Genomic DNA, 13722 nt, shown 5'->3' with positions numbered 1-13722 from the left:
GGCGATCCTCTCAAGCGCTTTTGGCCATCTCGCGCAGTTTGAACTTTTGAATCTTGCCCGTCGAGGTCTTCGGGATCTCCGCGAACACCACATGGCGCGGAATCTTGTAGGAGGCGAGATTCTGCCGGCACCAGGCGATGATCTCCGCTTCCGTCGCGGTCGCGCCGGGCTTCAATTCCACGAAAGCGCAAGGCGTCTCGCCCCATTTCTCGTCAGGCTTGGCGACAACGCCCGCCGTCTGCACCGCCGGATGCTTGTAGAGCGCATCCTCGACCTCGATCGAAGAGATATTCTCGCCGCCCGAAATGATGATGTCCTTCGAACGGTCCTTGAGCTGGATATAGCCGTCGGGATGCTTCACCCCGAGATCGCCGGAGTGGAACCAGCCGCCAGCAAGCGCCTTCTCGGTCGCGGCGCGGTTCTTGAGATAGCCCTTCATCACGACGTTGCCGCGGAACATCACCTCGCCCATGGTCTCGCCATCGGCGGGAACGGGCGCCATGGTTTCAGGATCCATCACATCGAGTCCATCGAGCGCGAGATAGCGCACGCCCTGCCGCGCTTTCTTCGCTGCGCGCGCTGAAGGATCGAGCGCATTCCACGACTCGTTCCAGTCGTTCACCACTGCCGGACCATAGGTTTCGGTGAGGCCGTAGAGATGCGTCACGTTGAATCCGGCGCCGACCATGCCCGCCAACACCGCTTCCGGCGGCGGCGCTGCGGCGGTGAAAAACTGCACCACATGCGGCAGCGGCCGCTTCTCCGCAGCGGGCGCGTTGAGCAGGGTCGCCATCACGATCGGCGCGCCGCAGAGATGTGTGACCTTGTGATCGGCCAGCGCGTCGAACATCGCCTTCGCGCGCACATAGCGCAGGCAGACATGCGTTCCCGCCACGACCGAGATCGACCATGGGAAGCACCAGCCGTTGCAGTGGAACATCGGCAGCGTCCAGAGATAGACGGGATGCTTGCCCATGCCGCCGGTGAGCACATTGCCCTGCGCCAGCAGCGCCGCGCCGCGATGGTGATAAACGACGCCTTTGGGATCGCCCGTCGTGCCCGAGGTGTAATTGAGCGAGATCGCGTCCCATTCATCATCAGGCATATGCCAGGCGTAATCAGACTCCCCGGTCGCGACGAAATCCTCATATTCGATCTCGCCGATGCGCTCGCCGGCGCCGATGAATTCCGGATCGTCATAGTCGATGATGATGGGCTTCGCCTTTGCGAGCGCCAGCGCCTCCTTCATCACCTTCGAGAATTCCCGATCGACGATGAGAACCTTGGCTTCCGCGTGGTCGAGCGAGAAAGCGAGCACGGCCGCATCGAGGCGCGTGTTCAGCGTATTCAGCACCGCGTTCGTCATGGGAACGCCGTAGTGGCATTCGAGCATCGCCGGCGTATTCGCCAGCATCACTGAAACAGAGTCGCCCTTGCCGATCCCGCGTTTCGACAAGGCCGAAGCAAGCCGGCGCGAGCGCGCATAGAAATCGCGATAATTGCGCCGCAGCCCGCCATGGATGATCGCGACATGATCGGGAAAAACGAAGGCCGCGCGCTCAAGATAAGTCAGCGGCGTCAGCGGCTGGAAATTCGCCGGCGTCTTCGGCAACCCGTTTTCGTAGGAATGGATCGACATGCGCTTCCCCACGGCGTCTGTTCTTTGGGGAGCGATCTAACGCGCTTTTCGCCTGGCGGACAACGTTACCCCGAAGCAACGTGCGGAAAAGTGGGAACCGGTTTTCCGCGGAACGTTGCGACAAGCCGGGAGATCGAGCGGCGCGCCGCTCTAGATGCGCATGAGCCCGGCGATTCCATCCCAGCACAATTTCGCGCCTGCGATGAGCAGCAGCGAGTAGATGATGGGATAGAACCGCGCCGCCGGCATGATCCTGACAATGCGGATGCCGATCACGATTGAGGCCGCCGCGACGGGAACAAGCGCCGCCGACGCGATCAAGGTCTCCTTCGTCAGCATGCCAAGCGCGATGTAGGGGCCAAGCTTGATGATGTTGATGCCCCAGAAGAGCCAAGTCATCGTGCCGGCGAAAACAGCCGGCGTCAGCTTCAGCGGCATGAGATAAACCTGCGCAGGCGGCGCACCGACATGGGCGATGAAGCTTGTCACGCCACACATCGCGCCCCAGAACACGCCCGCGGGCTTGGGCGCGCGCTTCGGTGGACCTTCGACCACGCCGCGCCAGCGCCTGATCCACCATTGCGCTCCGAAGACAAGCGCGATCACGCCAAGCAGCAAAGTGAGCGCCGCGATCGGCAAGACCTTCGCGAACACTGTTGCGACCGTGATCCCGATCACCGATCCGACGCCAAGAACGATCAGTCCCTCCCTGTCGAATTCACGCCTGAAGGACAAAATGCCGAAGACATCCTGCACCATCAGCACCGGCAGCAGGATCGCCGCCGCCTGCAAGGGCGGCAGCGCGAGCGACAGGATCGGCGTCGCCAGCATGGCGATGCCGGTGAAGCCGCCCTTCGACAAACCGCAGAGAATGACGGCGAGAAGTCCCGCCACCCAGAAGGACGGGTGCGAAAAGAAATCGGGCATGGGCTCAGCGTGTACGCCGCTCAGCGCGGCAGAACCGTCGATCCCATGAGAAATTGATCGACCGAGCGCGCCGCCTGGCGGCCTTCGCGGATCGCCCACACCACCAGCGACTGGCCGCGCCGCATGTCGCCGCACGCGAACACCTTGTCGCCGCTCGACTTATAGTCGAGCGTATTGGCGAGCACGTTGCCGCGCGCGTCGCGATTGAGCGCGAGCTCATCGAGCATGCCGTCATGAACGGGATGCACGAAGCCCATGGCGAGCAGTACGAGATCGGCGTTGATCTCGAACTCCGTTCCGGGAACAGGCTGCATCTTCGCATCGAGACGCGTGCAATGCAGCTTCTTCACATGGCCCTTGGCGCCGGTGAACTTCACTGTCGACACCGCGAAGTCGCGATCGGCGCCCTCCTCATGCGAGGACGATGTGCGCAGCTTCAACGGCCAGTTCGGCCAGACCAGCGGCTTGTTCTCCTTCTCCGGCGGCCGCGGCATGATTTCGAGCTGCACGACGGAGAGCGCGCCCTGACGCACCGATGTGCCGATGCAATCCGAGCCCGTATCGCCGCCACCGATGACGACGACGCGCTTCCCGCCCGCGAGGATCGGCTGGACGTTATCGTTCTGCTCTTCGCTGACGCGCCGGTTCTGCTGCGGCAGGAAATCCATCGCGAAATGGATGCCGGCGAGATCGCGGCCCTCGATCGGCAGATCGCGCGACTTTTCCGAGCCACCCGACAGAATCACCGCATCATGCGCGTCGACGATCTCCTTCGCCGGCCGCGTGACGCCGATATGCTCCTCATAGTGGAACACGACGCCTTCCGCCTCCATCTGCGCGACGCGGCGGTCGATCAGATGCTTCTCCATCTTGAAGTCGGGAATGCCATAACGCAGCAACCCGCCGGCCTTGCGATATTTCTCGTAGACATGAACTTCATGGCCGGCGCGCGCGAGCTGCTGCGCGGCGGCGAGGCCGGCAGGCCCTGAGCCGATGACGGCGACCTTCTTGCCGCTCTTCACGGTCGGCGGCATGGGCTTCACCCAGCCTTCCTTCCAGCCGCGATCGACGATGGCGCATTCGATCGTCTTGATGGTGACCGGCGTGTCCTCGATATTGAGCGTGCAGGAGGCTTCGCATGGCGCCGGGCAGACGCGGCCGGTGAATTCAGGAAAATTATTCGTCGAATGAAGATTGCGCGACGCTTCTTCCCATTCGCCGTTATAGACGAGGTCATTCCAGTCCGGGATCTGGTTATTCACCGGGCAGCCATTGTGGCAGTAGGGAATGCCGCAATTCATGCAGCGCGCGGCCTGATCGCGCGTACCTTCTTCCGACAGCGGAATGATGAACTCGCGATAATGGCGAATGCGATCCGACGCCGGCGCATAGCGCCGGTCGCGACGATCGATCTCGAGGAAGCCTGTGACCTTGCCCATACGTTCACTCCGTCATCCCGGGCGCGGCGCAGCACGCAGTGGTGCGTGCAGACCCGGGACCTTATCCCGACTAAGGCGTCAGCTCGTCTGCAAGATCGCGCCAATCGGGATTGTCTTTCTCGATCAACGCATCTTTCCAGGCTCTGCGCCAACGCTTCAACTGTTTCTCCCGCAAAATCGCATCATCAGCCCGACCAAACGTCTCATAATAAACGAGCCGATGAATGTTGTATTTCCAGGTAAAGCCTCGATCTTCTCCCGATTTGTGTTCGTGAATTCGACGCACCAGATCATTGGTAACGCCGATATAAATTGGTCCGCCTTTTCTTGTCGCCATGATGTAGACTGCGAAGTCGCGCATCATGGCGTTTTATCCTGCTTGAGATCCCGGGTCTGCGAAGCGGCGCCATAGGCCGCCTCTGGCGGCCGTCTTGCGACGCCGACGCATTAGCGTCGGCTTTGGCGCCGCATCGCGCCCGGGATGACGCTTATCACTCCGCCGCCTGCTTCATCATCTGCTCCATCTCGCGGAGCGCCCGGCGATACTCCACCGGCATCACCTTGACGAATTTCGGCCGATAACTCTGCCAGTTGTCGAGGATCAGCCGCGCCTTCTCTGAATTCGTATATTTGAAGTGGTTGGCGATGAGCTGCATGAGCCGCTCCTCATCATGCCTGGACATGTCGCCCTTGAGATCGATGCGGCCCTTGGTTTCAAGATCGCCGCCGTGATGATGGATGCGCTCCATCATCTCCTCTTCCTCCGGCACAGGTTCGAGATCGACCATCGACAGGTTGCAGCGCTTGCCGAACGTGCCGTCCTCGTCGAGCACATAGGCGATGCCGCCTGACATGCCGGCCGCGAAGTTGCGCCCGGTCGGCCCAAGCACCACCGCGATGCCGCCCGTCATATATTCGCAGCCGTGATCGCCGGTGCCTTCGACGACCGCGATCGCGCCGGAGTTGCGCACGGCGAAGCGTTCGCCGGCGATGCCGCGGAAGTAGCATTCGCCCGCGATCGCGCCATAGAGCACGGTGTTGCCGACGATGATCGACTTCTCCGGTGAGGCTTTCGCTTTGGCGCTCGGCTTGATGATCAGCTTGCCGCCCGAGAGACCCTTGCCGACATAGTCGTTGGCCTCGCCAGTGAGATCGAGCGTCACGCCCGCCGCCACGAACGCACCGAAGCTCTGGCCTGCGACGCCGCGCAGGCGGATCATGATCGTGTCGTCAGGCAAGCCTTCCGCGCCGTAGCGCTTCGCCACTTCACCCGACAGCATCGCGCCCGTCGTGCGATCGACATTGCGGATCTGGCTCTCGATGACGACCTTCTCGCCCTTTTCGAGCGCCGGCTGAGCCTTCGCGATGAATCCGCGATCGAGGATCGTGTCGATCGGATGCTTCTGCCGCTCGACATTGAAGATCGAGACTTCAGGACCGACATCGGGGCGATGGAACAGGCGCGTGAAGTCGAGCCCCTTCGCCTTCCAGTGCGAGACCGCGCGGTCGGTGTCGAGCAGATCGGCGCGGCCGATCAGCTCGTCGAGCTTGCGGAAGCCCATCGCCGCCATGATCTCGCGCATGTCTTCGGCAATGAAGAAGAAGAAGTTGATCACATGCTCGGGCAGGCCCTTGAAGCGCTTGCGCAGCAACGGGTCCTGCGTCGCGACGCCGACCGGGCAGGTGTTGAGATGGCACTTGCGCATCATGATGCAGCCCGCCGCGATCAACGGCGCCGTCGCGCAACCGAACTCGTCGGCGCCAAGCAGCGCGCCGATGATGACGTCGCGGCCGGTGCGCAATCCGCCATCGACCTGCACGGCGACGCGGCTGCGCAGGCGGTTGAGCACCAACGTCTGCTGCGTCTCGGCAAGCCCGATCTCCCATGGCGAACCGGTATGCTTGATCGAGGTCAGCGGCGAAGCGCCCGTGCCGCCCTCATAGCCCGCGATGGTGATGTGATCGGCGCGCGCCTTGGCGACGCCCGCAGCGACGGTGCCGACGCCGACTTCGGACACCAGCTTCACCGAGACGTCGGCGGCGGGATTGACGTTCTTCAAATCGAAGATGAGCTGCGCCAGATCCTCGATCGAATAGATGTCGTGATGCGGCGGCGGCGAGATCAGGCCGACGCCCGGCGTCGAATGCCGAACCTTGGCAACCACCGCGTCAACCTTGTGGCCCGGCAACTGGCCGCCTTCGCCGGGCTTAGCGCCCTGCGCGATCTTGATCTGCATCATGTCGGAATTGACGAGATATTCCGTCGTCACGCCGAAGCGGCCTGACGCCACCTGCTTGATCGCCGAGCGCTTCGAGCGCCCGTCAGGAAGCGGCCTGAACCGCTCCGGCTCCTCACCGCCTTCGCCCGTGTTCGACTTGCCGCCGAGCGCGTTCATCGCCAGCGCCATGGTCTCGTGCGCTTCGCGTGAAATCGAGCCAAACGACATGGCGCCAGTGGAGAAGCGCTTCACCAGCTCCTTCGCGGGTTCGACCTCTTCGATTGGCACGGGCTGGCGGCCCATCTCCTCCGCCATCTTGATGCGGAAGAGGCCGCGCATGGTCGTGAAGCGCTCGGCCTGCTCGTTCACGATCTTCGCATATTCGCGATACTTGTCCTGCGCGTTGGCGCGCACCGCGTGCTGCAGCGTCGACACCGTCTCCGGCGTCCACACATGCGCCTCGCCGCGCAGGCGGAATGCGTAATCGCCGCCGACATCGAGCGCGCCGAGATAGATCGGCGAATTGCCGAACGCGTCCTGATGGCGCTGCACCGTCTCGCGCGCGATCTCGCCGACGCCGACGCCTTCGATATGCGAAGCCGTGCCGGTGAAATACTTCGCGACGAAGTCGCTCTTCAAGCCGATCGCGTCGAAAATCTGCGCGCCGCAATAGGACTGGTAGGTCGAGATGCCCATCTTGGACATCACCTTCAGCACGCCCTTGCCGATCGACTTGATGAAGCGCTTGACGACTTCGCCTTCGGAAACCTCCGGCGGATATTCGCCGCGCGCATGCATGTCGAGCATGGTTTCAAATGCAAGCCAGGGATTGATCGCTTCAGCGCCGTAACCCGCGAGGCAGCAGAAATGATGCACTTCGCGCGGCTCGCCGGATTCGAGCACGAGCCCGACCGACGTGCGCAACCCCTTGCGGATCAGGTGATGATGCACCGCCGCTGTCGCGAGCAGCGCCGGAATCGGAATGCGGTCTGGGCCGACCATGCGATCGGACAAGATGATGATGTTGTAGCCGCCATGCACCGCCGCTTCCGCGCGCTCGCAGAGCCGGTCGAGCGCGCCGTTCATACCCTCCGAGCCGGTCTCGGCGGGATAGGTGATGTCGAGCGTCTTGGTGTCGAAACGATCCTCGGTGAAGCCGATGCAGCGGATCTTTTCGAGATCCTCGTTCGTCAGAATAGGCTGGCGCACTTCGAGACGCTTGCGCCGCGACGTGCCTTCGAGATCAAGGATGTTGGGCCGCGGCCCGATGAAGGAGACGAGGCTCATGACGAGCTCTTCGCGGATCGGATCGATCGGCGGGTTCGTCACCTGCGCGAAGTTCTGCTTGAAATAGGTGTAGAGCAGCTTCGACTTGTCGGAGAGCGCGGAGATCGGCGTGTCGGTTCCCATGGAGCCGACCGCTTCCTGGCCCGTGACGGCCATCGGCGCCATGAGCAGCTTCAGATCTTCCTGCGTGTAGCCGAAGGCCTGCTGGCGATCGAGCAGCGACACGTCGGTACGGGATTCGCGCGGCTCGACCGGCCGCAGATCTTCGAGCACGATCTGCGTGCGCGCGAGCCAGTCCTTGTAGGGCAGCGCCGTCGCCATCGTCTTCTTGATCTCGTCATCCGAGATGATGCGGCCCTGTTCGAGATCGATGAGCAGCATCTTGCCGGGCTGCAGGCGCCACTTCTCGACGATCGATTCTTCCGGGATCGGCAGCACGCCCATCTCGGACGCCATGACGACGAGCCCGTCATGGGTGACGAGATAGCGCGCGGGCCGCAGGCCGTTGCGATCGAGCGTCGCGCCAATCTGGCGGCCGTCGGTGAAGGCGATAGCGGCCGGGCCGTCCCACGGCTCCATCAGCGCCGCATGATATTCGTAGAAGGCGCGCCGCTCCTCATCCATCAGCGGATTGCCGGCCCACGCTTCGGGCACGAGCATCATCATCGCATGCGCGAGCGAATAGCCGCCGCGCACGAGAAATTCGAGCGCGTTGTCGAAACAGGCGGTGTCCGACTGGCCTTCGTAGGAGATCGGCCAGAGCTTGCCGATGTCGTTGCCGAACAGTTCGGAATCGACCGACGCTTGACGCGCCGCCATCCAGTTCACGTTGCCGCGCAGCGTGTTGATCTCGCCGTTATGCGCGACCATGCGATAAGGGTGGACCAGCTGCCAGGTCGGGAACGTGTTCGTCGCGAAGCGCTGATGGACGAGCGCCAGCGCGGAGTCGAACCTGGGATCGACGAGGTCCTTGTAATAGGCGCCGAGCTGCGTCACCAGCACCAGCGCCTTGTAGACGATCGTGCGGCTCGACAGGCAGACGGGATAATAGCCCTTCGTCTGGGGATCGTTGAGATCATAGACGGCGTTCGAAATCACCTTGCGCGCGATGAACAGGCGACGCTCGAACGTCTCCTGATCCATGGCGGCCGACGGCTTGCCGATAAATATCTGCCGGTGAAGCGGTTCGCTCTCGAGCACGGTGACGCCAAGATCGGAATTGTCGATCGGCACGTCGCGCCAGCCGAGCAGCGGCAGGCCTTCCTCCTGGATCGCCTTCTCGACCATGGCGGTGACGGTGGCGAAACCCTCGGGATCGCGTGGCATGAAGAGGTGGCCGACGCCATAGGCGCCTTCGTCAGGCAGTTCGAATCCGAGCATCTTCGCCTCTTCCGAGAAAAAGCGATGAGGCATCTGCACCAGGATGCCGCAGCCGTCGCCCATCTTGGGATCGGCGCCGACGGCGCCGCGATGGTCGAGATTGAGCAGGATCTGGAGACCCTTCTCGACGATGGCGTGCGACCTGCGGTTCTTCATGTCGGCGATGAAGCCGACGCCGCAGGCGTCCTTCTCGCGGCCGGGGTGATAGAGCCCCTGCGCTTCGGGCAGCGCCGGGTCGCGCATTGGCCGCAGGCGGGGTTTGACGTCCGCCAGCCGGGGCAGATGGGACGTTGCGTCCGATCGGGGCATGTCATGCGTCGACATGGGCGACCTCCTGCTGGCGGGCTCCAGAGACAAAGCAAGGCGCGCGCCGGAGATCGTCCAACCGCTCGCCTCACCCGGAAAAGACAGCACTCCTGTCCTATCCGCCCAAACCATTGCCAGAGTTTGGAACGACTCACAAGAGGACTCAAACGCAATTTTTGAAATTTAATTACTCAGTTGTAGCGGCAGGAGAAATAAATGGAACGCCGCACGCTTTTTAGGCGCAATCTTCGGCGGACTTTCCCTGCGTGACGATCTCTGACAGTGTCCGCCGCCATGACACAGCATCTCGATTTCGCCAGCGATAACTGGGCGGGCGTCAGCCCCCGTATTCTCGACGCCATCGCGGCCGCCAATTCCGGCGGCGCCCCTGCCCCGGCCTATGGCGGCGACGATGTCACGAAGCGCATGCAGGCCCGGTTCGCGGAATGTTTCGAGACCGATGTCGTGGTGATTCCCGTCCCCACGGGTACGGCTGCGAATGGGCTCGCGCTCGAAATCCTCGCAAGCCGTGACGGGCTGATCCTCGGTCACGAGGAGGCGCACATCTTCACCAAGGAGGCCCATGCCCGAACCTTCTTCAATGACCGCGCCCGGATCATCAAATTGCAGGCGATCGATGGGAGGCTGACGCCCGAGGCGGTCCACGCGACGCTTGGCGGCCTGTCGCCGGCCGATCGCGGCCCCGTGCGCCGCCACGCCATGATCAGCCTGACCAACGGCACCGAATGCGGAACCGTTTACACGCCGGCGCAGGTCAAGGCGCTGAGCGCGATCGCCCATCGTCACGAGGTCGCTGTCCATATGGATGGCGCGCGCTTCGCCAACGCGGTCGCCTCCCTGAATTGCACGCCGGCGGAGCTGACCTGGAAATCCGGCGTCGATGTTCTCTCCTTCGGCGCCACCAAGAATGGCGCGCTCGGCGTCGACGCCGTGGTCGTGTTCGATCCGAAAGGCCGCGGCGCGGCCTGGGCGAAGCACGCTCATGAAGCCTGCGACTGGTTCGGCTATGTCGCGTCGAAATCGCGTTTCGCGTCGGCGCAACTCGACGCCATGATCGAAGACGGCCACTGGCTCGATCTCGCGCGTCACGCCAACGCGATGGCCGACCGGCTGGCGCAGGGTCTGACCAAGATCGCCGGCGTTCGTCTCGCATTTCCCCGCGAGATCAATCAGGTCTTCGCGATCCTGCCAGCCGCGGTCGAAGGCGCGATGCGGGCCGCCGGCGGCCGCTTCCATCCCTGGGACTCGCACGCGACCGCGCCCGGCCTCGCGCCGAAGGACGGCGAGAAGCTCATGCGTCTCGTCGCTTCTTTCCATACGTCGGCCGACGAGGTGGACCGCCTCATCGCGGCCGCTGCGAGCGTGAGCGCAAGCGCACACGCCGCGGAATGAACGCAAAACCCGCCATGACCACGCCGCATTCCCCGCCGAAGCGTATCGTGGCGACGTGACGGAGTTCCTGATGATGCGCGCGATGGCTCGCGTTTCGATTTTCGCGGCCCTGGCCGGCGCGACCGCCGGCTTCATGAGTGCGCCTGCTGAGGCGCAGCTCTTCTGGGGCGGCGGCTATTATCCCTTCTCCGGCGTTCGCCGACCGCCGATCGTCAGCACGCCGGCGCCCTATCTGCTCGAAGGCATCCTGACCGTCGGCGAAGTCGCCAATATGTTGCGTGAGGAGGGCTATCGCCCGCTCACGCGCCCCGTTCTGAATGGCGACGTCTATGTCGCCCAGGTCGAGACGGCGGATGGCGCGAGGCTGCGCCTCGTGGTGCATGCCTATGAGGGCGACATCATCGAGCGGCGGCTGCTTGGCCGGGGAACGCCGACGGCGCGCCGTCCTTCCACGCGCAATGAACAGGCGGCCCTGCCGCCGAAGCCGCCGCTGCCGCCCGCGCCTGAGGGAACAGTCGTCCCGCCCGTGACGCCCGCGCCGGTCGAGCGCGCGCCGCTGGCGCAGCCGACCGCTCCGGCTCAGGAGCAGGCCGCGGTCCCCGCGAACCCCGCTCCCCAGACGACGCCGCCTGTCGCCCCGCCGCGCGAGCAGCAGACTGTGACGCCGCCGAAGCCAGCGACGCCGCCCCGGGCCGCGAGGCCGCGCAACGAGAACCAAGCCGCGGTTCCGCCGAAGACTACCGCTCCCGAGAAGCCTGTCGTTCCCGTCATTCCCGACAATGGCGCGCCGAAGCTCGAAACCACCGAACCGCCGAAGAACGAACAGCAGGCGCGCCAGCAGCCGCGCGTGATCCTGCCGAACCCGGCGGACACGAGCCCGAAGCTGAACGCGGACGCGCCTCCGGCCCAGTCGCTCGAAACGCAGCCTTCGACGCCAACACCGGCGACGCCTGCGGTGCCGCCAGCGCCATTGAACTGACCGTTCGAAAAATCCCATCGCTCACGACAACGCCGCGCCTTCAGCGCGGCGTTTGTTTTTGTGCGATGTCCGTCGCCTTGCGCGTCCGCAAATCGTATGGCTTCTCCCGCCCCTCGGGAGGAAGCGATGCCAGACAATCGCAGCGACGCGAAAAGCCGCTATCACGAGACCTATGCGCGCTGGCGGAAGGACCCGCTGAAATTCTGGCGTGACGCGGCCAAGGCGATCGACTGGGCGACGCCGCCAAAGAAAATCTTCGATGCGAAGGCCGGCGTCTATGGCCGCTGGTTTCCCGACGCCACGGGCAACACCTGCTTCAACGCCGTCGATCGCCATGTGAAGGGCGGGCGCAAGAACCAGCCGGCGATCATTTATGACAGCCCGGTCGCCAATGCGAAGCGCATCATCACGTTCGGCGAATTGCTCGCCGAGGTGAAAGCCCTCGCCGCCGTGCTGAAGGATATGGGCGTCGGCAAAGGCGATCGCGTCATCATCTACATGCCGATGATTCCGGAAGCCTTGTTTGCGATGCTCGCCTGCGCGCGCATCGGCGCGGTGCATTCCGTGGTGTTCGGCGGCTTTGCGGCGCGTGAGCTTGCGACGCGCATCGATGATGCGCAGCCCAAGGTCATCCTCTCCGCAAGCTGCGGCCTCGAGCCGGGCCGCACAGTCGCCTACAAGCCGCTGCTTGATGGCGCGATCGAGCAGGCGACATTCAAGCCGACGCATTGTCTGATCTTCCAGCGCAAGCAGCTCAAGGCGCCGCTCATCAAGGGACGCGATCGCGACTGGGCGCGCGTCGTCGCCGCTGCGAAGAAGGCGAAGAAATCCGCGCGCGTGGTCAATATCGCCGCGACCGATCCGCTCTATGTGCTCTACACCTCGGGCACCACGGGCGTTCCCAAAGGCGTGGTGCGCGATTCCGGCGGCCACATGATCGCGCTCAACTGGACGATGTCGAACATCTATGGCGTGCAGCCGGGCGAGACCTTCTGGGCCGCGTCCGACATCGGCTGGGTCGTCGGCCATTCCTACATCGTCTATGGCCCGCTGATCGCAGGCTGCACGACCATTCTCTATGAAGGCAAGCCGATCGGCACGCCCGATCCCGGCGCCTATTGGCGCGTGATTTCCGAGCACAAGGTCGTAGCGATGTTTACGGCGCCGACTGCGTTCCGCGCGATCAAGAAGGAAGATCCGAACGCCGAACATCTCAAGCGCTATGATCTCTCGCAATTCCGCACGCTATTTCTCGCTGGCGAACGCGCCGACCCTGACACGATCAAATGGGCGGAGAATTGTCTCGATAAGCCCGTGATCGATCACTGGTGGCAGACGGAGACGGGCTGGACCATTGCCGGAAATCCCGTCGGCCTTGGCGCCTTGCCGGTGAAATATGGATCGCCTGCGGTTCCCATGCCCGGCTACGCCGTTGAGATTCTCGATGAGAGCGGCGCGCCAATGAAAGATCGCGAGATGGGAACGATCGCGGTGAAATTGCCGCTGCCGCCCGGCGCGCTGCCGACTTTATGGAAGCAGGATGAGCGCTTCCGCGAAAGCTATCTCACGCAATTCCCCGGCTACTACTCGACGTCGGACGCCGGCTTCCGCGACGAGGACGGCTATCTCTATGTCATGGGCCGCACCGACGACATCATCAATGTCGCGGGCCATCGTCTTTCGACGGGCGGCATGGAGGAGGTGTTGGCGTCGCATCCGAACGTCGCGGAATGCGCTGTGATCGGCATGAAGGACGATCTCAAGGGCGAAGTCCCCTGCGGATTCCTCGTGCTGAAATCAGGCGTCAACCGGCCGGCCGAAGAGATCGAAAGCGAATGCGTCATGCTGGTCCGCGAGAAGATCGGGCCCGTGGCGTCGTTCAAACTGGCGATCGTCATTAATCGCCTGCCGAAAACGCGATCGGGAAAAATCCTGCGCGGCACGATGAAGAAGATCGCCGACAAGGATTCCTGGACCGTACCGGCGACGATCGACGATCCCGCCATCCTCGACGAAATCGGCGCGGCGCTGGCGGGAAGGCATATCTGACGAGCGTCGCCGAGCGCGAATAATTTTAGAGCGGCGCAAGAAAAATAGAGACCTGCATTCGCTTGCGCCAGATCGTCACTACCG

8 protein-coding genes are annotated in these 13722 nt (G+C 63.4%); 3 read left to right on the top strand and 5 right to left on the bottom strand.

What is annotated here, in order from left to right; genetic code table 11:
* Nucleotides 1–10: 10 nt before the first annotated feature.
* The 5 genes from L8F45_RS01660 to gltB form a co-directional block, all read right to left on the bottom strand.
* Nucleotides 11–1639 carry an acyl-CoA synthetase gene (locus L8F45_RS01660; protein WP_342361146.1) on the bottom strand — a complete coding sequence of 543 codons (1629 nt, stop codon included), beginning with the start codon at nucleotides 1637–1639 and terminating at the stop codon, nucleotides 11–13.
* Between the two features lie 150 nt (nucleotides 1640–1789).
* On the bottom strand, nucleotides 1790–2566 hold the full coding sequence (locus L8F45_RS01655) for a sulfite exporter TauE/SafE family protein (RefSeq protein ID WP_342361145.1): 777 nt from the start codon (nucleotides 2564–2566) through the stop codon (nucleotides 1790–1792).
* 20 nt (nucleotides 2567–2586) lie between these two features.
* Entirely contained in the window at nucleotides 2587–4005 is a 1419-nt protein-coding gene (locus L8F45_RS01650) for a glutamate synthase subunit beta (RefSeq protein ID WP_342361144.1), read from the bottom strand.
* A 70-nt stretch (nucleotides 4006–4075) separates the two neighbouring features.
* The gene (locus L8F45_RS01645; RefSeq protein ID WP_342361143.1) at nucleotides 4076–4369 is read right to left on the bottom strand and encodes a GIY-YIG nuclease family protein; all 294 of its coding nucleotides are present in this window, start codon (nucleotides 4367–4369) and stop codon (nucleotides 4076–4078) included.
* A 127-nt stretch (nucleotides 4370–4496) separates the two neighbouring features.
* Entirely contained in the window at nucleotides 4497–9134 is a 4638-nt protein-coding gene (gene gltB, locus L8F45_RS01640; RefSeq protein WP_342363343.1) for a glutamate synthase large subunit, read from the bottom strand.
* 345 nt (nucleotides 9135–9479) lie between these two features.
* Between gltB and L8F45_RS01635 the strand changes: the two genes are divergently transcribed.
* The 3 genes from L8F45_RS01635 to L8F45_RS01625 all read left to right on the top strand — a co-directional run bounded on the left by L8F45_RS01635 (nucleotide 9480) and on the right by L8F45_RS01625 (nucleotide 13638).
* On the top strand, nucleotides 9480–10610 hold the full coding sequence (locus tag L8F45_RS01635; RefSeq protein ID WP_342361142.1) for a threonine aldolase family protein: 1131 nt from the start codon (nucleotides 9480–9482) through the stop codon (nucleotides 10608–10610).
* A 70-nt stretch (nucleotides 10611–10680) separates the two neighbouring features.
* The gene (locus tag L8F45_RS01630) at nucleotides 10681–11589 is read left to right on the top strand and encodes a hypothetical protein (protein WP_342361141.1); all 909 of its coding nucleotides are present in this window, start codon (nucleotides 10681–10683) and stop codon (nucleotides 11587–11589) included.
* A 126-nt stretch (nucleotides 11590–11715) separates the two neighbouring features.
* Nucleotides 11716–13638 carry a propionyl-CoA synthetase gene (locus L8F45_RS01625; RefSeq protein ID WP_342361140.1) on the top strand — a complete coding sequence of 641 codons (1923 nt, stop codon included), beginning with the start codon at nucleotides 11716–11718 and terminating at the stop codon, nucleotides 13636–13638.
* The last annotated feature ends 84 nt before the right edge of the window (nucleotides 13639–13722 follow it).

The organism is Terrirubrum flagellatum, assembly GCF_022059845.1.
Classification (GTDB): Bacteria; Pseudomonadota; Alphaproteobacteria; order Rhizobiales; family Beijerinckiaceae; genus Terrirubrum; species Terrirubrum flagellatum.
The sequence above is the reverse complement of the archived record's forward strand: the minus strand, read 5'-3'. Positions and strand labels throughout refer to the sequence as shown.